The sequence below is a fragment of the Candidatus Photobacterium acropomis genome, assembly GCF_030685555.1.
Classification (GTDB): Bacteria; Pseudomonadota; Gammaproteobacteria; order Enterobacterales; family Vibrionaceae; genus Photobacterium; species Photobacterium lucens.
Window position 1 is genome coordinate 1,054,124 of record NZ_CP131609.1, and the last position, 20,257, is coordinate 1,074,380.

Genomic DNA, 20,257 nt, shown 5'->3' on the forward strand with positions numbered 1-20,257 from the left:
GAGAGTTTTAAAGATATAGAAGAGTGGAACGAAGAATCAGAGCAAAATGATGGATTATTCACGGAAATATTGCCTGAATGGATTGAAATAGTGCGAATACACGGAGCAATTTGCTGTGAGTAACTCAGTGATAAATAAAATAGAAAAAAATCGAGGTATAAAAAAACCTCCACAGAGGAGGTTTTGACAGCGAACGGGATAATTAAAAAATTATGCTGCGTCTTCTTGCGCTTCGTCATCAGCGACTAGCTCAGGCTTCGCTGGCTTTTTTTTCGCTGCAGGTTTTGCTTTTTTTGCGCCTAATGCGACTAATACTTCTTCACGCTTTTGCGCTAAGAACATTGATAGTTCTTCTTGCTTGGCTTCATCTTCGAATAGCTCACTTTCACTCAGTAAAGCAAACATATCATCCGCCATATCTAGCATTTTGTCGTATGCGTCGGCTTCGGATTTAGAGGTGAAAGTCATCTTTTCTTCTCCGTTACGCTCAACTACATATTTGACGATAACAGCCATGGTCATCCTCTCCCAAATTGATTTACTGGCTGTTTATACAGTAGCATACTGGCTTCGTCCAGTGCTAAGCGTGTTAATGTGATGACCAGAGAAAAATTTAACCAGATTTACACTCGTGCTGCAGAAAGAAAGGGCGGTGATATCGCATTAGAGCAGCGATTATCGACCCCACTTAGTTGCACAGAGTTACAACAAATTACCGACGATCGTTGGCTTGCATGTTTAACCCAGAAGATCTTTCAGTGTGGGATCCGTTGGCAAGTTGTACGCAATAAATGGGAAGGGTTTGAAAAGGTCTTCTTTGGCTTTGATATCGAGAAAATGGGCTTGATGCCTGAAGAAATGTGGGAGCGTAAAGCCCAAGATCCTGAGATCATTCGTGACTTAAAGAAGGTAATGACTATCCCTGATAATGCCAACATGATCCACCGTGCCGCTATCGAATATGGCTCATTTGCCAATATGGTGGCCGAATGGCCTGAGCAAGATATCGTAGGCTTATGGCTATATTTAAAGAAACACGGTAAACGTTTAGGCGGAAAAACAGGTGCTTACAGTTTACGTGCAATGGGCAAAGACAGCTTTTTGTTTACTAAAGATGTAGAAAGTTATTTGCGTCATACAGGCATTGTGGATGGTGGACGAGACAGCTTGAAGTCATGGCGCAATGCGCAACATGCGTTTAATGATTGGCAACAAGAATCAGGCCGATCTCTTACTGAGATCAGCCAAATCATTGCTTATAGTGTGGGTGATAATCGTGTTTAACCAGCTTTTGAAGGCGTGTTATGGCGATTAATCAAATGTCCATTGCTGGCTAAATTGAATAAAGGATTCTAGCAATGGGCTTTGGTATTTTTCTTTATGGAATATTAACCAGTATTGGCGTCGCATATCTAATGGCATTGGCAGTAAGGCTATGCGTTTTTCTTCGACAGCATGCATGGCTGCTCGTTGAGAAATACAGGTAATACCAAGCCCAGCGGAAACACTATTGATGATTGCTTCTGTAGTATTAAGCTCAAAAGCTGGCGTCCAGTGCTCTAAACGTGGCGCTAAACGATTTAAGAAAAACTCACGTGTACCAGAGCCTGTTTCGCGCAGTACCCATTCGGAATCTTCCAGATCAGATAAACGTAATTCTTCAATTTGTGCCAGTGGATGTTCTGGGTGACAAGCCACCACCATATTATCTTCAAGCCATGGCTGCACAATAAGATCTGGGTGCTGTACTTTACCTTCAACAAAACCGACATCTAACTCAAATTCACTGAGTTTTTGGCAAACATGGGCTGTATTTGAAATGAACAATTTTTGGTGCTGATGCTGGGTGTTAGCTCGGAAGTCTCGGATCAAAAACGGGGTGAGTTGGTTACCCACTGTATCACTGGATCCAATCTTTAATTCGCCAGCAATAATATCGTCTTGATCAAACAGTTTTTCGATGGTGTTAGAACGTGCTAATAATTCGTCAGCTAACGGTAGTAGTTTCTTACCTTGTTCGTTGATCAGTAGGCGGTTGTTGTTGCGATCAAACAGTTTATGATCAAGCTGCTTTTCTAGCTCAGATAAAGCCATGCTCACGGCTGGCTTTGATAGGAATAATTTGTCGGCGGCTGCGGTAATGGTACGTTCTTGAGCAACGGTTACGAAAACTTTCAATTGTTTTAGCGCTATATTCATAACTATCCTTTGTTGAAAACTCATTGTGCAAGGTCGTTATTAAAATTAAACGACGGTAAAATCTCGCCTCTAAAATTTTAGTTCAGTTTAACTTAACATGTAGTTAAATATATTCAGATATTATAAAACAATCAAGCTGGATATACTTACTACATCAAAAAGACACAGACAATTCGCTAAGAGCTATCAGATAAAGGCGGAGAGAGAACATGATTAAGACGACGAAAAGAAAAGTAGCTGGTGCACCAACACCAATGGCAGGTTTAGCACTGGGTATTGGTAGTGTTTTATGGTGCTGGGAAAATGGTGCAACACTGCATGGCTACGCTCAAATGACAGGTGCGGTTATTGCGGCATTAATGTTACTTGTTCTAATTACAAAATTTATATTCCATCCAAAATTATTATGGGATGATTTATCTCACCATGTAGTGGGTAGTGTTGTTCCTACTTTTGCGATGGCATTAATGGTGGTATCAAAAGCGATTGGTTTATACCTATCAGCGCAAGCTGGCGCTTATCTTTGGTTATTTGCCGTTGCGTTACACGCTATTTTCTTAACACTATTTATTTACCACCGTGCATGCGATTTCCATCTTCATCACATGGTGCCAAGTTGGTTCGTACCGCCAATCGGTATTATTGTTGCTGATGTGTCGTTCCCTGGTATTGCAGAGTTACACCCATTAGCAAACGTATTGTTAATCTTTGGTATGTTGTCATACGCAGTTATGCTTCCAATGATGATTTACCGTTTTATGTTCCGTGTTGAAGTGCCAGATGCTGCAAAACCAACCATTGCTATTATGGCAGCACCAGCAAGTCTATCATTAGCGGGTTACTTAACAGTGACTGCAAATCCATCACCAGTAGTGGTTGCATTACTTGCAGGTATTGCAGTGTTGATGACAGCGGTTATTTACTTAGCTTTCTTCCGTTTATTACGCTTAGAGTTTAGCCCAGGTTATGCAGCCTTTACGTTCCCAATGGCAATTGGTGCAACAGCACTATTTAAAACTGCAGCGTGGATGAAAAATTACGGCTTTGATGCTCACTATGTTGCGCAAGTACACGGTCTAGCAACCATCGAACTTTATGTTGCAAGTATTATCATTGGCTATGTAGCAATTCGTTATTTAGCATTTTACCGTCCATTCAGTGGACTATTTAAAAGCAGTAAACACTGTCCACAAAATATCTGATAGCGATGGTAGGTAGGCAGGTAAGTTAAGGATATTTGCCTACTCTATTACCGATATTTTGTGTGTTGCCCGATCTAGGAGATCGGGCTTTTTTGTTTTAGGGCTAAGACGATATTTTAATATTTCCGCCTGTATGTATTTACAGTATTCAATTCATGGTAGACAATTTAGTTATTCATCACCTGCTGTGAGATCCCTAAGTGTTTACTGTCTACCATTCAAATCAACTCGACCTGCTAAAATCTTTGCTGGTGGAGCTTATTCGGCTACAACCGTTAGCCAATCCATTTGAAAAAGAACAAATTCTGGTGCAAAGCCCAGGGATGTCGCAGTGGCTAAAAATGGAGCTGGCGAAATCATTAGGTGTCGCAGCCAATATTGATTTTCCACTGCCTGCGACCTTTATTTGGAAGATGTTTACCCAAGTATTGGCAGATGTACCAGAGCGTAGTGCATTTAACAAAGAAGCGATGACGTGGAAGTTAATGCAAGTGTTGCCAGCACAGTTTGACCAACCAGAGTTTGAAGCACTACAGCGCTATTTAGACGGTGATGACGACAACTTAAAGTGCTATCAATTAGCCGAAAAGATTGCCGATATTTTTGACCAATATTTGGTGTATCGCCCTGAGTGGATCCAACAGTGGGAAGCGGGAGAAACGGTTGCTGAATTAGAAGGTGAACACCCTTGGCAGCCTATTTTATGGCAAGCACTGTATGATCAGACGTTGGCATTAGGGCAATCGCCTTATCATCGTGCCAACTTGTACGAACACTTTATTGAAACACTACAAAACTACAACGCATCCCAAGGTAAAGAAGCATTAATTGCAGCAGGTTTACCGCAGCGTTTGTTTGTGTTTGGGATCTCATCATTACCCCCACGTTATTTAGATGCACTTGCCGCTATTGGTGAGCATATTGACGTGCATTTAATGTTTACCAACCCTTGTCGTTATTACTGGGGGGATATTCGCGATCGTAAACATCTCGCCCGATTAGCTGCAAGCAAGCGTGTAAAACTACAGACCATTGATAACGAGCAGGACATCTCAGCGACGATTGATGTATTAAAAGATAGCGATGAAAATCACTATGACGATGATATGCAAAACGGCATGGTGGGTAATAGCTTATTAGCGTCAATGGGTAAGCTTGGTCGTGATAACATGTACTTGTTATCAGAGATGCAAGTGAACGAAGTAGATGCGGGTTTTGTTGATATTGAATCTGATAACTTATTACATGCTATTCAAGCCGACATTTTAAACTTGGTGGATCGCCAAGATGATACCTTGCTTGAATCTAGCGAGCATAAATTCCCCATTGCTGCAGATGATAACTCACTCTCTATTCATGCCTGTCATAGCCCAATGCGTGAAGTGGAAGTGCTACACGACAAGCTCTTAGCCATGTTTGAGGCAAATCCAGATCTTAAGCCGCGCGATATTATTGTAATGGTGGCAGATATCAATGCTTACAGCCCTGCGATCCAAGCGGTATTTGGTAATGCGCCGGGTAATCGCTACATCCCATTCTCCATTTCTGACCGAACCGCAGAACAAGAAAACCCAATCTTGTTGGCTTTTTTACGTCTATTAACTCTGCCAGATAGCCGCTGTCACGCTTCCGAATTGCTAGAGCTATTAGAAGTACCTGCGGTGATGAATAAGTTTGGTTTTGATAGCCAAAGCTTTGAGAAAGTAAAACAGTGGATAGAAGAAGCAGGGGTGCGTTGGGGCTTAGATCAACATACATCGAGTCAATTTGATCTTCCTGAGCAGATGCAAAACACCTGGCTGTTTGGTATTCAGCGAATGTTACTGGGTTATGCCATGCCGCATGATACGGGCTTGTTTGAAGGCATTTCTGCTTACGATCAAGTGCAGGGTATTGATGCAGAATTAGCTGGTCAGTTGGCAGGTTTTATTGATTGCTTAATTAGTTACCGTGAAGTGTTAGCGGAGCCGCACACAGTCGCTGGTTGGTCAGACATATTGAATCAACTATTGGATGATTTCTTTGCTGTTGAGCTTGAAGGCGAATTAGTTCTGAAATCGATCCGCGATAACGTACACCGCTTACAAGAGCAGCTTTCAGATGCAGGGTATCAAACCGAGATTACGCCAGCGGTGTTAACTCAATACTTGCGCGATAAACTATCGGGCGAGCGAGTTAGCCAACGTTTCCTTGCTGGGCAAGTAAACTTCTGTACCTTGATGCCAATGCGATCGATCCCTTTTGATGTGGTGTGTTTGCTTGGCATGAATGACGGTGCTTACCCTCGTAACATTGCGCCTGAAGGATTTGATTTAATGAATGGTCGCACTAAAGCTGGCGATCGTTCCCGTCGTGATGATGACCGTTATCTATTCTTAGAAGCATTGCTTTCTGCGCAGCAAACCTTGTATATCAGCTATGTTGGACGCTCGATTCAAGATAACGCTGAGAAGATAGCTTCAGTCTTGGTTAGTGAGCTGGTGGAATACTGCCAGCAAGGTTACTGCCTTGAAGGTGATGAGCCATTAGCGGTTGATGAATCAGCAGAAAATATTAAACAAAAACTGATTGAGCACCATCCATTAGTACCATTTAGCCCAAGTGCATTTACTGGCGAGAAAGGCAGTTATGCCATTGAATGGTTACCTGCAGCAGCTCGTGAAGGACAAGCGAGTCAGCCATTCCAACTTGGTGAATTACCACCAGAGCCAATTGCAGACGATCAGCAACAAGTGTTAGAGCTTGCCGAGCTACAACGTTTTTGGCGTTTACCGGTACGTTATTTCTTTAACCGCCGTTTGAAAGTTTACTTCGAGCCACCAATGGGCTTGCTTGAAGATGATGAGCCATTTGTGCTTAATCAGCTAGAAAGCTATCACATCAAAAATGATCTGTTAGGTTTGTTACTCGATGCCAAGATGACGAACCAAGATCCTGATCAGATCTTTAGTCATTTTGCACAAGAGCAAAAAGCGGCAGGTCGATTACCGGTAGCGGCATTTGGTGAAATTGACTTAGATGCTAGCCGCACTTCTGTTGGGGAGTTGGTCGATAAAATTGAGCCTTTGGTGCATGCGCCATTAGCAGATCAAGAGGTGGGCATTCGCTTTGATGTTAATGGTCATCCTGTTTTGCTACAAGGCTGGTTAAAGCAGCGTTATCAATCAGGTCTAATGCGTTTTAGAAGCGGTAAAGTACGCTCGGTGGATTTACTGGCGGCTTGGTGTGATCACCTGTGTTTAGCCATTAGCCAACCTCAAGCGATGCAAAAAACACATCTTATTGGCACCGATAAATACCTTATTCTGCATCCTATTGATGCCGCAACGGCTAAACGTTACCTACAAGAATTAATCGAGCTTTACTATCAAGGTTTAAACCAGCCATTGGCGTATTTCCCGAAAACGGCACATGCCGGCATTCAAGCTTGTGTTGATAAACAAGGTAATTGGAAAGATGACGAACTGACGGTTGAAAAAGCTTACGACAAGATGGCGGGTTGTTTTAACGATGGTTATCTTTTTGCTGGTGAAGGGGCTGATGAGTACATCAATCGGGTGTGGACACATTGGAATGATGAGCTTGCGAAAACCAGTTATGTATTGGCATTGAAAGTGTTACAAGCGGCAGTGCTAAACAGTGAAGAAGTAGAGCAGGAATAAAGAGAGTAGTGTGGCCGCCAGCAAATCATTATTAATTGTAGGGTGTTCGCTGTACGGCCACCGGTCCAGAGGTGACCAAGTTTCTGGCGCTGATACTAACTAACCGCTGTAAGACAAACCGTGAGTAAGTTCTCACAATATTAGAATAAAACAGGATTTGATCGTTTAATCTTCGCTTATAAGTGTTTGATCACATTAGTGATGTGAGCAAGATCACCTTGAAATAACAATGATCATTTTAGCGTTCAAATTTGATGATATGGGACAAGTAAAATCATGACGGCACAAACGCAGACCAACATTTTGCAGCCAATGGCGTTCCCACTGCATGGCACCCGTTTAATAGAAGCCTCAGCGGGTACGGGGAAAACCTTCACCATTGCCAGTTTATACCTTCGTTTATTGTTAGGTCATGGCTGCGCACAAACACGCCACGCTACAGAGCTTACCGTTGATCAGATCCTCGTGGTGACCTTTACTGAAGCAGCAACCGCTGAACTACGTGATCGTATTCGTGCTCGTATCCATGATGCACGACTCGCTTTTAGCCGAGGTGTTAGTAATGATCCTGTGATTGAGCCATTGTTAACGGAATATCCAGATCATAAAGCGGCAGCGAATATTTTATTGCAGGCAGAGCGCCAAATGGATGAAGCGGCGATTTATACCATTCATGGTTTCTGTCAGCGAATGTTGACTCAAAATGCGTTTGAATCAGGCTGTCGTTTCAACAATGAATTTGTTACTGATGAAAGCCAGCTTAAAAGCTTGGTGGTAGCCGATTATTGGCGAAGCCATTTCTATCAATTACCTCGCTCGCTGGCATCACAAATTCGTGATTTATGGTCATCGCCAGCAGCCTTATTAAAAGATATCGGTAATAGCTTAACTGGTGCACCAGTCAAATTATCTGTCTCAGCCATGACGGCGGATTTAGAACAATTACACCAACAAAACCTCGAGCGCATTAATGGCTTTAAGACGTTGTGGAAAGAGCACTTTGCCGATTTAGAAGCGTTAATTGCGAATTCTGACGTAAATAAGCGCAGCTATACCAAAAAGAGCTTACCCGCTTGGCTAGCACAGGTAAATGAGTGGGCAAATGCAGCCACTGATAGCTATGAGCTACCCGATAAATTAGATAAGTTTTCACAGCGAGTATTAAGCGAGAAAACCCCGAAAGGTGAAGCACCGCAACATAGTGTGTTTGTGGCTATCGATGACTTGATTGATAACCCTGCGACGTTACGGGATCCATTATTAGCTCATGCGATTGAACGTTGTCGCACGCTACTCGCTCAAGCCAAAGCACATAAAGGCTGGTTATCGTTTGACGATCTTCTTACTCAGTTAGGTACAGCGATCGAGAATGATCAAGATGATCTGCTGGCAAGTAAGATCCGCAGTCAATATCCGGTTGCGATGATAGATGAATTCCAAGATACCGACCCATTACAGTACGGTATTTTTAGCGCTGTTTATAAAGATCATCCTGAGTGTGGTTTATTTATGATCGGTGATCCGAAGCAGGCGATTTATGCTTTCCGCGGCGCTGATATTTTTACCTATATTCAAGCTCGTCGACAGGTACAAGATCATTACACGCTAGGCACAAACTGGCGTTCGACTGCCGATATGATTGCCTCTGTGAATAGTGTTTTTGCCCATCCAAATAGTCCGTTTATTTACGATCAAGACATTACTTTTGAACCTGTTGGTCATAGCCCGAAAGCACCAGAGCGAAGCTGGTGGCTCAATGGCGAAAAACAGCACGCGTTAACTTTCTGGTTGCAAGATAGCGATGAGGGTAAACCTGTTACCAAAGGTGAATATGAATCTACTATGGCGCAGGCCACCGCAGCGCAAATTCAGCATATTCTTGAGCGCTCACAACAAGGGCAAGGCTACTTTTTAGATAAAGAAGGTGGTGAGGCTAAAGCTGTGAAAGCGGGTGATATTGCGGTACTGGTGCGAACTGGTCGTGAAGGCAAGTTAGTGCGGGAAGCGTTAGCACGCCAAGGCATTGCCAGTGTGTATTTATCGAATCGTGACAGCGTATTTTCAACCGCAGAAGCGGCAGATGTTCAACGTTTACTGCAAGCAGTATTAACTCCTGAAGATGATCGCGCGCTGCGAGCGGCACTAGCGTCTGGTTTATTTGCGTTAACGGCGATTGAGCTTGATACCCTTAATAACGATGAGAACGAATGGGAAATTGCGGTAAATAGCTTTAAACAATATCGTCAGCAATGGCAAAAGCGCGGTGTGATGCCGATGCTGCGCAGCGTCATGGCGAAAAATAATATCGCTGAGCGTTTGTTAGTTGAAGAAGGCGGTGAGCGTCGTTTAACGGATTTACTGCATATAGGCGAATTGCTGCAAGAAGCCAGTCAAACCTTAGACAGTGATTACGCATTGCTACGTTGGTTAGCTGAAAATGTGGCAGAGCCAAATGGCAATGCTGATGAGCAAATTTTACGTCTGGAATCAGAGCGTAACTTGGTGCAAATCGTCACTATCCATAAATCAAAAGGTTTGGAATACGATCTGGTGTTTATGCCGTTTGTGTGTAGCTTCCGTGCCGTTGATAACAAAGGTGAAGTGAAATATCACGATGAAGCCGAGAATGTAACGATTTTAGATATCACCAAGCATGAAGACTCGGTTGTTAAAGCAGATAAAGAGCGTTTAGCTGAAGACTTACGTTTGATTTACGTTGCTCTGACCCGTGCGGTGTACGGTTGTTTTGTGGGTATGGCACCAGTTCGAAATGGTCGTAGCACCAAAGAGCCAACGGGACTGCATAAATCAGCCATGGGTTATTTAATCCAAAATGGCGAAGAGTGTGGTGTGGCAGCGTTAGAGCTTGCACTGGCGAAGTTATCTGAAACACAACCAACTATCACGATTGCAGAGCCGCCAGTGCTCCCTGAAGATAAATGGGAAGCACTGGATGAGCAAAGCCAAACATTAACCCGTCGTGAGTTTGAACGTCAGATTGAACGTAATTGGTGGATGACTAGTTATTCCAACTTGGTAAAACAAGGGCATCAAGCACACCATGATAGCAGCTTAGATCTGCCGGGCTTTGATATTGATTCGGTCCAAACGGATACGCTGCAAAATGACGGTGCAGAAAGCCCTGATACCGAGGTTGAGTTAGAGCCAGAATACTCCATTTATACTTTCCCTCGTGGTGCGCGTCCGGGTACGTTTTTGCATACCGTGTTTGAAGAAATTGAATTTACCCGTCCAGTTGATAGCCCAGAAACGATCGCCAAGTTAACCGAGTTGCTTGAGCTGGAGCATTATGAATTGGCGTGGCTACCTGTATTGCAGCAGCTAATTCAAGATGTGCTCAATTGTGCGCTTGATGGTGAGCAATTGTTGCTGGCAGAAAAAACGCCACAACAACGCTTAACTGAAATGGAGTTTTTGTTGCCGATTGAAATGCTGCAATCACCATTACTAAACAAAGTGATCGCAAAACATGATGCCATTTCTGCCAAAGCGGGCGAGTTAGGGTTTAGCTCGGTTAGTGGGATGCTAAAAGGCTTTATCGACTTGGTGTTTGAGCATCAAGGCAAATACTACGTGCTTGACTGGAAATCGAATTATTTGGGTGATGATCCGCAAGTCTATCGTGGCGAGCAGTTAGTGGAAGCGATGCGTGATCACCGCTACGACTTGCAGTACCAAATTTATGCTTTAGCACTGCAACGTTTCTTACGTAGCCGTATTCCTAATTATGATTACGATACCCATTTCGGTGGCGTGTATTACCTGTTCTTACGGGGTATTCAGGCGGGCAGTGACAGTGGCATTTTCCATGCGAAACCATCGCAAGCACTATTAGATGAACTGGATTTATTAATTGATGGAGCATTACCTCATGCTTAAACGACTACAAGCATTAACTAAACAAGGTGTGTTACGTCAGCTTGATTACCAGTTTGCCAAATTTGTAGCGCAACATAGCCCTGCTGAACAGGCTGATTTAGCGGCATTGGTGGCCGCCATTGCCAGTAATGAGCTAGGTAAAGGGCATGTGTGTGTGATGCTAGATAAGATCACACCACAACGCTTATTGGGCTTACCATCTCGTGTGGCGATTGAGCTTTTAGATGGCATACCAGAGCCCGCTTTATGGGCGGAATTACTTACCCAATTTACTGTTGTTTCGACAGTAAAAGCCGGTAATGTGGCCGCTACGCCTCTCGTGATTGAACATGGTCGTTTGTACTTAAGCCGTTATTGGCAATTTGAACAGACCGTTGCTGATAAGATCTTATCAATGGCGAAAAATGCAGATAATCAACAGCAGATATTTAATGCTGAGCAACTGACTGAGATGCATCAAGCGTTAGATAGTTTGTTCCCTGTTTCTTATGGCTATCTGTTTGAAGCGTTGTCCAACGCTGACACGCCGCAAGCTCGTCAAACACTAGTCTGTGACATGCTTGATATTGTTAAACCTGAATCGCTTGATTGGGCGAGTATCGATGCTGTTTTAAGTGCGGCAAAACAACAAACTGATTTAGCGCAGCTTGATAGTTTGATCCCATTAGATGCGTGTTTGAACTGGCAGAAAGTGGCTGCAGCCGTGGCGTTAACTCGACAATTTGCGGTGATTTCAGGCGGCCCGGGTACCGGTAAAACTACCACGGTAGCAAAACTGTTAGCGGCACTGGTGATGCAAGCAGGTGATGAGCATATCCCTAATATCATGCTGGTAGCACCAACCGGTAAAGCTGCGGCACGACTGACAGAATCGATTAGTTCGGCGGTTAAATCATTGCCTATCGATAAGTCGGTAAAAGAGCGTATTCCAACGCAGTCGAGCACGATTCACCGCCTATTAGGGGCGATTCCGGGGCGGGTTGAGTTTCGTCATCATAAAGACAATCCACTGCACCTAGATGTGTTGGTGGTAGATGAAGCTTCAATGGTTGATTTACCCATGATGGCGCGTTTATTAGATGCAATGCCAGCTGGCGCAAAACTGATTTTATTAGGTGATAGAGATCAGTTGGCATCAGTGGAAGCAGGTGCAGTGTTAGGTGATATCTGCTCGTTTGCAAACCAAGGCTATAGTGGTTCACAAGGTCAGGTATTAAGCCAATTAACAGGCTATGACTTACATAGCACTTCGTTAGATTTAAGCTTGGTGGCAGATTGTTTATGTATGCTACAAAAGAGTTATCGCTTCCATTCCCAATCTGGTATTGGTCAATTAGCGAAAGCGATCAACAGTGGTCGTCCTGCGCTGGTTGATAAAGTATGGCAGCAAGGCTTTAAAGATATCCATCACTATGCGTTATCCACTGAAAGTTATCAGTCGATGATCAATCAGGTGACGACTTTCTATTTTGATTATTTGGATGCGATTGCTGAGCAACGTGAGCCCAAAGTGGTATTAGATGCGTTTGCCAACGTGCGTTTATTGTGTGCATTACGTGAAGGTGATTTTGGTGTCGCTGGCTTAAATTACCGAATTGAAAAAGAGTTAACACATCGCGGTAAGATCAATCCGGGGGATGATACTTGGTATCAAGGTCGTCCGATTATGATCACTCGTAATGATCACGCTGTCGGTTTGTATAACGGTGATATTGGTATCACCATGTTAGAGCCTGAAACGGAAGCGGTAGATGGTGTACGCCGTTTAAAAGTGTATTTTGAAATGCCCGATGGCACGAACCGTGGTTTCTTACCAAGCCGTATTCCTGAGCATGAAGTGGTGTTTGCAATGACGATCCACAAATCGCAAGGTTCGGAATTTGCTGATACCGTGATGGTGTTGCCACACGATTTTACGCCAATTTTAACCCGAGAGCTGATTTACACCGGTATTACCCGTGCAAAAGCAAGACTGTATTTGTATGCGCAACCTGATGTGATTCGTCGCAGCGTGCAAGTGCGTACTGAACGTGCTAGTGGATTATCTGAGTTATTGGTTTAACGTGATTGTTGCGAGTTAGAAAACAAAAAACGCCAGCATTGATGCTGGCGTTGTTCTTAGGTGCTATCGGCCTTACTTGAACATATCTAGTAGCAAGTAGCTGACGGGATCGGCTGGACACTCGTAAGGACCACATTCAACGAAAGTTGAAATTACGTTGATAAGTACTGTAGCGATAGCCAATACACAAACAAATTTACCAAATTTATTCATTTGGTAGTTTTCGCTTGTCCAGTTTTTATTCCATAGCATCAACAGTAGTGCAACACCCGCAATCGTCATACCGAAGATCACAAATGCCCACGTGTAGTAGTGCATACCTAAAATAGGGCTACCAAAACCAGGAGTACCTGGAATAACGTGTAGCGATACTTGGCGAAGCGCGGTCGCTGCGCCAAATAACGCACCAACAAGGATGACACCGTAGTGACGTTGCTGTGTGCCGTAAACCACGTTTAGCATGAAGCCAAACATGACCATCACAAAGCCAAGGCGCTGTAGTAGGCACAATGGGCAAGGTAATTCATTCCAAGCAACTTGTAATACGGAACCCATCAGTAGTACAAAAGTAATGCCTAGTAGACCTAGTGTGTTGAGCAAGGTTACGTGTTTATTATTCATTCTTTATCGCCCGTTATAACAAAATGGATAGGGTGTCGGTTGCGTGGTGATTAAACCAGTACAGACCCAGAACGACAGAGATTGCGAAAAACGCATAACCCATGCTTTTTTTACCAATGAACGCCGTGACCATGGCGATCAAAAGTAATAAGAAAATTAAACTCATCATAAGCTGCTTTACCTTTGCTTTATACTTTCTGTAATAATTATGTGTTGAGCGGTTGTTCTATAAGTTATAGAAGCGGGAAAGTATATTTCCAACAATGACTGGTTTGTTAATTTATTGTCATTTATTTGAGTTTTGTTATTAGGATCTTTGATCTTCTTTGGTAATTGTATAGTGCTTTTTTCGCCATAGGCAGCCTTTCTACATCACATTCAGAGAACCCTTGCTCTCTGAACCAGTGTAAGCTTCTGGTGGTTAGCACAAATAAATGATCAAGTTCTTGTTGGCGGGCTTGCAGGCAGAGCTCATTTAGTAACAGTACGCCACGGTTGCCATCTCTATAGTCAGGATGGATCGCAACACAAGCCATTTCTGCCATTTTCTCGTCGGGGAAGGGGTAGAGGGCGGCACAACCAATGATTAAGTTATCACGTTCAACGATGGTGAATTGGGTGATCTCTTGCTCGAGTTGTTCTCGTGAACGTCGAACTAAGATGCCATCTTGCTCAAGAGGCTGAATTAAATCAAGAATACCACCTATGTCGTTAATATTGGCGCGACGGACTTTTTCGGCACTTTCCATCACGATTTGGGTGCCAATACCATCAACAGAAAATAGCTCTTGAATTAATGCGCCATCTTCTTTGTAACTGACTAAATGACTGCGAGGCACGCCTGCTCGACATGCGCTGATGGCGCCACGAAGGAAGCGTCCTGTACCACAATCTTGGGCTCGTTCGTTAATCAGATTTTGCAAGATTTCATCTGCTTCATTGGGTAATAGTTCAGAGAGCACTTCGTTATTGTCACCGAGCACACCCAGCTCAGAGCAAAAACCGATGAGTTTGTCAGCTTTTAAACGAATGGCTACTTGGGTTGCGACTTCTTCTGAGGTGAGGTTAAAACATTCACCGGTGACTGAACTGGCGATCGGGCCAAGTAAGACAATAGAACCTTGTTCAAGCTGACGCTTAATAGCATCGGTATCAATCCGACGTATTTTTCCACTGTGGCAGTAATCAACACCCTCATCAACCCCTAAAGGCTGAGCAATAATAAAGTTGCCACTAATGATATTAATTTGAGCACCAGCCATTGGCGTATTGTGCAGCCCCATTGAAAAACGCGCAGTAATGTCCAGTTGAAGCTGTCCTGCGGCTTGTTTGGCAATTTCTAGTGAACGTTCATCGGTAATACGGATCCCTTTATGATAGGGAGAGTAACAATCTTGCTCTGCAAGCAATGCATTTATTTGTGGGCGAGCACCATAGACAATCACGATCTGAATGCCTAGGCTATTTAGTAAGGCGATGTCGTTGACGATATTACTGAAGTTGGGATCGGCAAAGGCTTCACCGCCAACCATGATCACCATGGTTTTCCCAACATGGGCATTTAAATAAGGGGCTGACTGTCTAAATCCTTTGACTAGCGCTGTACTACGTCTTTTCACTATCTGACATCCATGTACAAAAAAGTTATATGGATAAAGTAAATTAATTTGTCAATTTGTACAGCCTTAAAGTGATAGTATTTACCAAGATGTTACGTTGGTAATTAGGTGTTTACATTGAGATGTCATACTTAATCTAACTATAAGTTTATTCTGGAGATGAAGATTGGATAAAGCCCAATTATCAAAAGATAATGTGATGGCTCAGCCGACCAAGCGTTCGCATGTCATTATGCTGCTTTGTTTATTAATCGGTGGGTTAGTGCTAGCAGGGGTGTTTATATCTAAACATTCATTATCGAATTTATTTCAGCCCGCTTCATCGGTTGGGATATATGGTTATTGGCAAGAGCAGGATGTCGCAAAATATGCTGCTGATAGTTTCGAAGTCGGCCCTTTAGGGATTTATCATCAAAACCGTTTAGTGACGACGACGTATGAATGGGACGGGCAAACGCTCAGCTATCATTTGGGCGGGGAGCTATACAGCTATATTTATGTAAAAAACACGTTTATCCGTCAGCAACCCGCGCACTATATTTCTACGTTTTTGCGCACACCCCTACCATTAAATCAGTTTTAATAGCTCGTGAATGGAACTTTGCTTAATAGCTATTTGTCTCATGAGTTCAGCCGTCTGTGGTGTACCACCAAGGCAGTGCTGAATAACGTTATTGATTTGTTGTTGAGGAACCCCCTCGCTGGTTAAATTTCGTATCCATTGATATTCAATAGCATTGGGATCTAACAAAGTATCTTTGCCAACTTTAAGTGGTACTTGCATCTCTTTATGTCCTTATGAGTGCGATATTTTTATTCTAAATTTGTAAGTTGTGTATTTTTTGTGACGCTTTTATTAAATCTGTTGAGTGTGACAAAGATATGACACTTATTGAATTATAAATAAAATAAATACCCGCCTTATTTACATGGAAATGCAAACACTTCAATGACATTTAGATACAAATATGGCTTAAGATTATGACGTTATATGGCTTGGGGTTTGTTACTATTGCCGTTATAAACGCATATTAATCGTGTTGGTTATATTGCTTTTTTAAATTTTTATAGGCTTATCTATCGTGTTACGTAAAGCAACAATCGCTCTTATTCTATTTGGCTTGGCTGGTTGTGCATCGGATGATGCAGTTAAATCTAATGAACAAGCTGAAATTCAAAAAAATCCACTTGCGCAGCAATATCTTGGTAATTACTTTTCTCATGTATTAAATCGTGTCTCAACGATAAAATCAGATAAGCCTCGTGATTACACTACGTTTGCACCGCAAGCTGAAATGGTTGTAACGCGCTCACCATCGATGGCGCGTAAATATGGCCCGTTATACAAGCAATTAGAAAAGTGGATCAGTGCTGGTGGTGATCCAAGTAAACTGGCTAGCTACGGTATTGAAGCGGCACAAATGGGTGGTGGTGATAACCGTGGTAATGTGATGTTCACAGGTTACTATTCACCTGTAATTGAACTTCGTCATACACCAAATGCAGAGTTCCGTTACCCAGTATACGCAATGCCTAAGTGCCATGGCCGTTGCCCATCTCGCGCGGAAATTTATAACGGTGCGTTAAAAGGTCAGGGCTTAGAGCTAGGTTACAGTAAATCCATGCTAGATATCTTCATGATGGAAGTACAAGGCAGTGGTTTTGTGCATTATGAAGATAACGATCAATTAGAGTATTTTGGTTACAACGGCAAAAATGGTCACCGTTATGTGAGTATTGGTCGTGTACTGATTGATCGCGGTGAAGTGCCTAAAGAAAAAATGTCACTAAAAGCGATCCAAGAATGGGTATCAACACACAGTGAATCACAAGTACGTGAATTACTAGAACAAAATCCATCGTTTGTTTTCTTTAAGCCACATAAGAGCTTAGATGTAAAAGGTAGCGCAGGTATTCCACTGCTAGCAAATGCTGCTGTTGCAGCTGATCGTAAGTATATTCCAATGGGCTCTGCGCTACTTGCAGAAGTACCTGAGCTTGATGCACAAGGTAACTGGACTGGTAAACACGTTTTACGCCTGTTACTAGCGCTAGATACTGGTGGTGCAGTGAAGAAAAACCACCTCGATCTTTACCACGGTATGGGTAAGCAAGCAGGTATTGATGCTGGTCACTACAAGCACTTTGGTCGTGTATGGCGTTTAGGCTTAGAAGGGACTGCAACTCAAGACCCTTGGCTTAAGCCATAGTTCGGTATTGTTAGAAAGCATTACCAGCAAACTTGAGTGATGCTAACAACTGGACAATCTTATTAAGAGTGCGTATAAAAACGCACTCTTTCTTTATCCATCCATCATCTCTGTGAAGAAGTACTATGCGCGAACTTGATACCCCAGCATCTGATAGTTACAACCAACGTTTTGGCGGCACACGTCGTTTATACGGCAATAGCGAAGTAGAAATCCTTCGTGCAGCGCACGTGTGTGTGATTGGTATTGGTGGTGTAGGTTCATGGGCAGCAGAAGCGTTGGCGCGTTCAGGTATTGGTGAGCTGACGTTGATTGATATGGATGACGTATGTGTAACTAACATTAACCGTCAGATCCATGCTATGACAGGCACGGTAGGTAAGAGCAAAATCGAAGTGATGGCAGAGCGCATTCAATTGATCAATCCTGAGTGTAAGGTCAATCTGATTGATGATTTCATCACCCCTGATAACCAAGCTGAATACCTATCAAAAGACTTTGATTACGTGTTGGATGCGATTGATAGCATGAAGCCAAAAGCGGCACTGCTGTCTTACTGTAAAAGTAATAAAATTAAAGTGATCACCACAGGTGGTGCCGGTGGTCAGATGGATCCGACTCAAATTCAAATCGCAGATTTAACCAAAACGATTCAAGATCCATTAGCGAAAAAATTACGTGATACGCTGCGTCGTCATCATAACTTCCCGAAAAATCCAAAGCGTAAGTTTGGTATTGATTGTGTATTCTCAACAGAGCAATTGAAATACCCACAAGCTGATGGCTCTGTATGTGCTGTGAAAGCAACCGCAGAAGGACCAAAGCGTATGGATTGTGCTAGTGGTTTTGGTGCTGCAACGGTAGTCACTGCGACCTTTGGTTTTGTTGCGGTATCGCAGATCTTACGTAAGCTAATTGAAAAACATAAAAAGTAATGCTTTGGCTTAATAGATACTGCATCGAAAAGATTTTCAAATAGCAAAAAGCGGATTCGATGATCCGCTTTTTTGTTTTTAGCTTTCTATCATTTGCTTTAGTAATTAAGCAGTTTAGTTAGCTAATTGCTTAATTTGTTCAACAATGGCTTTTAAGCCGTTACCACGAGAAGGGCTTAAGTGAGCAATTAAGCCTAGCGAGTCAAAGTAACCATCGATATCAAATGTACTAATTTCAGCACGAGTTTTGCCGTGATAAGCGGCTAGTACCAGTGTTATTAATCCACGCACAATTCGCGCATCGGAATCGGCTTGAAAATAAAAGCGATCATCAACTTGCTGGTGGTGAAGCCACACTTGCGATTCACAACCACTCACTTTCAATTGCTCATCTTTGTCTTCTTCTGCCATTACAGGCAATTTCTTACCTAATTGGATCACAGCACGGTAGCGATCTTCCCAGCCAGAAGCGGTTTGCATTTGAGCCACGATATCAGCCGTTGTAATGTCGGTGCCGAAAGGGTGAGAAGGAAGCGTAAGTTCAGCCATAATGTTCAATCCAGATAACGCATTAAAGTAAGTCACAAGCTTTGTGTAGTGCTGTAATGAAGCGCTCTACATCTTGCTCGGTATTATAAAGGGCTAATGATACTCGTAATGTCCCTGTTAAGCCTAGCGCATCAAGCATAGGGTGAGCACAATGATGCCCAGCACGTAGCGCGATATTTTGCTGATCAAGCAAGGTCGCAATATCTTGATGATGGACACCATCGACGACAAAAGAGAATAAGCTGGCCCCTGGCTGTAAGCCAATAATACGCAGATCATCAATGCTGTTAATGCCATCAATCGCTTGTTGGCGAAGCTTGGCAATGTGGTGCTCCGCACCTTTTCTATCTAATTGATTTAGCCAGTTAATCGCAGCAGCTAAAGCGAGACTTCCTGCCACATTCGGTGTACCTGCTTCAAATTTTCCTGGTAGCGCGGCGAAAGTTGTGCCGTCGAAAGAGACTTTCTCCACCATTTTACCGCCACCGTGCCAAGGAGGCATGGCTTCAAGTAGTGCTTGTTTACCATAAAGCACGCCGATACCCGCTGGCGCATAAATTTTGTGGCCAGAGAAAACATAGAAATCTGCATCTAGCGATTGCACATCCACGTTTTCATGAGCAATCCCTTGAGCACCATCAATGACAGCAATGGCATTGTGCTGATGGGCAGCATTGATAATGTCTTCAATTGGGTTACGTGTGCCAGTGACATTGGTAATGTGCGCGACAGCAACTATCTTGGTGTTATCAGAAAGCAGTGTATAGAACGCATCCATATCTAAGGTGCAGTCTGAACGCATTGGGATTTTCACCACTCGAGCGCCTGTTTCTGCTGCAATCATCTGCCAAGGCACGATATTGGCGTGGTGCTCTAGCTCACTGACAAGGATTTCATCACCGGCTTGCAGGTTTGCTCGACCGTAAGTTTGGGCAATTAAATTTAATGCTTCAGTGGCACCACGGGTCCAAATAATTTCTTTACTGTTTGCAGCACCAATAAAGTCTTTAACCGTTTCACGGGCTTGTTCAAATCGTAATGTGGCGTTCGCCGTTAAGCTGTGGCTGCCTCGATGTACATTGGCATTGTAACCACGGTAATACTCAGTAAGGGTATCGATCACAACTGCTGGCTTTTGTGCGGTCGCTGCACTATCTAAATACACAGGAGGTAGCTCACCGTCAGCTTGTTGCAATGCTGGAAATTGAGCCAAAATGGTTGAGATATCGAATTGAGTCGTCATGGTCGTTCACATTACTGAGATTTGAACAGCGGATCATGCTAAGAAATGGTCTTCA

At 43.3% G+C, this 20,257-nt stretch carries 16 protein-coding genes; 8 read left to right on the forward strand and 8 right to left on the reverse strand.

Annotated elements, in window-relative coordinates:
- Positions 1-210: 210 nt before the first annotated feature.
- Positions 211-516 (reverse strand): YebG family protein, encoded by a 306-nt coding sequence (locus Q7657_RS11780; RefSeq protein WP_107167227.1) that lies wholly within the window; start codon positions 514-516, stop codon positions 211-213.
- Between the two features lie 81 nt (positions 517-597).
- Between Q7657_RS11780 and Q7657_RS11785 the strand changes: the two genes are divergently transcribed.
- Positions 598-1,284 (forward strand): DNA-3-methyladenine glycosylase I, encoded by a 687-nt coding sequence (locus Q7657_RS11785; RefSeq protein WP_107167226.1) that lies wholly within the window; start codon positions 598-600, stop codon positions 1,282-1,284.
- Between the two features lie 27 nt (positions 1,285-1,311).
- On the opposite strand, the gene Q7657_RS11790 is transcribed toward Q7657_RS11785, so the two are convergent.
- A complete protein-coding gene (locus tag Q7657_RS11790; protein ID WP_107167225.1) occupies positions 1,312-2,199 on the reverse strand; it encodes a LysR substrate-binding domain-containing protein in 888 nt (295 codons plus the stop codon).
- 209 nt (positions 2,200-2,408) lie between these two features.
- Here Q7657_RS11790 and Q7657_RS11795 point away from each other — a divergent pair, with 209 nt between their 5' ends.
- The 4 genes from Q7657_RS11795 to recD all read left to right on the forward strand — a co-directional run bounded on the left by Q7657_RS11795 (position 2,409) and on the right by recD (position 13,025).
- Positions 2,409-3,401 carry a TDT family transporter gene (locus tag Q7657_RS11795; RefSeq protein ID WP_107167224.1) on the forward strand — a complete coding sequence of 331 codons (993 nt, stop codon included), beginning with the start codon at positions 2,409-2,411 and terminating at the stop codon, positions 3,399-3,401.
- A 200-nt stretch (positions 3,402-3,601) separates the two neighbouring features.
- On the forward strand, positions 3,602-7,063 hold the full coding sequence (gene recC, locus Q7657_RS11800; protein ID WP_107167223.1) for an exodeoxyribonuclease V subunit gamma: 3,462 nt from the start codon (positions 3,602-3,604) through the stop codon (positions 7,061-7,063).
- A gap of 276 nt (positions 7,064-7,339) precedes the next feature.
- Entirely contained in the window at positions 7,340-10,963 is a 3,624-nt protein-coding gene (recB, locus tag Q7657_RS11805) for an exodeoxyribonuclease V subunit beta (RefSeq protein WP_107167222.1), read from the forward strand.
- Positions 10,956-13,025 (forward strand): exodeoxyribonuclease V subunit alpha, encoded by a 2,070-nt coding sequence (gene recD, locus Q7657_RS11810; protein WP_107167221.1) that lies wholly within the window; start codon positions 10,956-10,958, stop codon positions 13,023-13,025. Before recB ends, recD begins: the two co-directional genes overlap by 8 nt.
- A gap of 72 nt (positions 13,026-13,097) precedes the next feature.
- Here the strand turns inward: recD and Q7657_RS11815 are convergent, their stop codons facing one another.
- The 3 genes from Q7657_RS11815 to argA form a co-directional block, all read right to left on the reverse strand.
- Positions 13,098-13,646: a disulfide bond formation protein B gene (locus Q7657_RS11815; protein ID WP_107167220.1), complete on the reverse strand. Its 549-nt coding sequence runs from the start codon at positions 13,644-13,646 to the stop codon at positions 13,098-13,100.
- A gap of 13 nt (positions 13,647-13,659) precedes the next feature.
- Positions 13,660-13,815 carry a DUF5993 family protein gene (locus Q7657_RS11820; RefSeq protein ID WP_045065873.1) on the reverse strand — a complete coding sequence of 52 codons (156 nt, stop codon included), beginning with the start codon at positions 13,813-13,815 and terminating at the stop codon, positions 13,660-13,662.
- Positions 13,816-13,936: 121 nt separating this feature from the next.
- On the reverse strand, positions 13,937-15,265 hold the full coding sequence (argA, locus tag Q7657_RS11825) for an amino-acid N-acetyltransferase (protein WP_107167219.1): 1,329 nt from the start codon (positions 15,263-15,265) through the stop codon (positions 13,937-13,939).
- Between the two features lie 166 nt (positions 15,266-15,431).
- Here argA and Q7657_RS11830 point away from each other — a divergent pair, with 166 nt between their 5' ends.
- The gene (locus tag Q7657_RS11830; RefSeq protein ID WP_181319898.1) at positions 15,432-15,848 is read left to right on the forward strand and encodes a DUF2850 domain-containing protein; all 417 of its coding nucleotides are present in this window, start codon (positions 15,432-15,434) and stop codon (positions 15,846-15,848) included.
- On the opposite strand, the gene Q7657_RS11835 is transcribed toward Q7657_RS11830, so the two are convergent.
- Complete coding sequence (locus Q7657_RS11835; RefSeq protein ID WP_053989509.1) at positions 15,834-16,049, reverse strand: hypothetical protein; 216 nt, start codon at positions 16,047-16,049, stop codon at positions 15,834-15,836. The genes Q7657_RS11830 and Q7657_RS11835 overlap by 15 nt on opposite strands.
- Before the next feature lie 298 nt (positions 16,050-16,347).
- Here Q7657_RS11835 and mltA point away from each other — a divergent pair, with 298 nt between their 5' ends.
- Both mltA and tcdA read left to right on the forward strand, forming a co-directional pair.
- Positions 16,348-17,475 carry a murein transglycosylase A gene (gene mltA, locus Q7657_RS11840; protein ID WP_107167218.1) on the forward strand — a complete coding sequence of 376 codons (1,128 nt, stop codon included), beginning with the start codon at positions 16,348-16,350 and terminating at the stop codon, positions 17,473-17,475.
- Positions 17,476-17,600: 125 nt separating this feature from the next.
- Entirely contained in the window at positions 17,601-18,410 is an 810-nt protein-coding gene (gene tcdA, locus Q7657_RS11845; protein WP_023933432.1) for a tRNA cyclic N6-threonylcarbamoyladenosine(37) synthase TcdA, read from the forward strand.
- A 114-nt stretch (positions 18,411-18,524) separates the two neighbouring features.
- Here the strand turns inward: tcdA and csdE are convergent, their stop codons facing one another.
- Positions 18,525-18,959 (reverse strand): cysteine desulfurase sulfur acceptor subunit CsdE, encoded by a 435-nt coding sequence (gene csdE, locus Q7657_RS11850; RefSeq protein WP_107167217.1) that lies wholly within the window; start codon positions 18,957-18,959, stop codon positions 18,525-18,527.
- A 22-nt stretch (positions 18,960-18,981) separates the two neighbouring features.
- Positions 18,982-20,202 carry a cysteine desulfurase CsdA gene (csdA, locus tag Q7657_RS11855; protein WP_107167216.1) on the reverse strand — a complete coding sequence of 407 codons (1,221 nt, stop codon included), beginning with the start codon at positions 20,200-20,202 and terminating at the stop codon, positions 18,982-18,984.
- Positions 20,203-20,257: the final 55 nt, after the last annotated feature.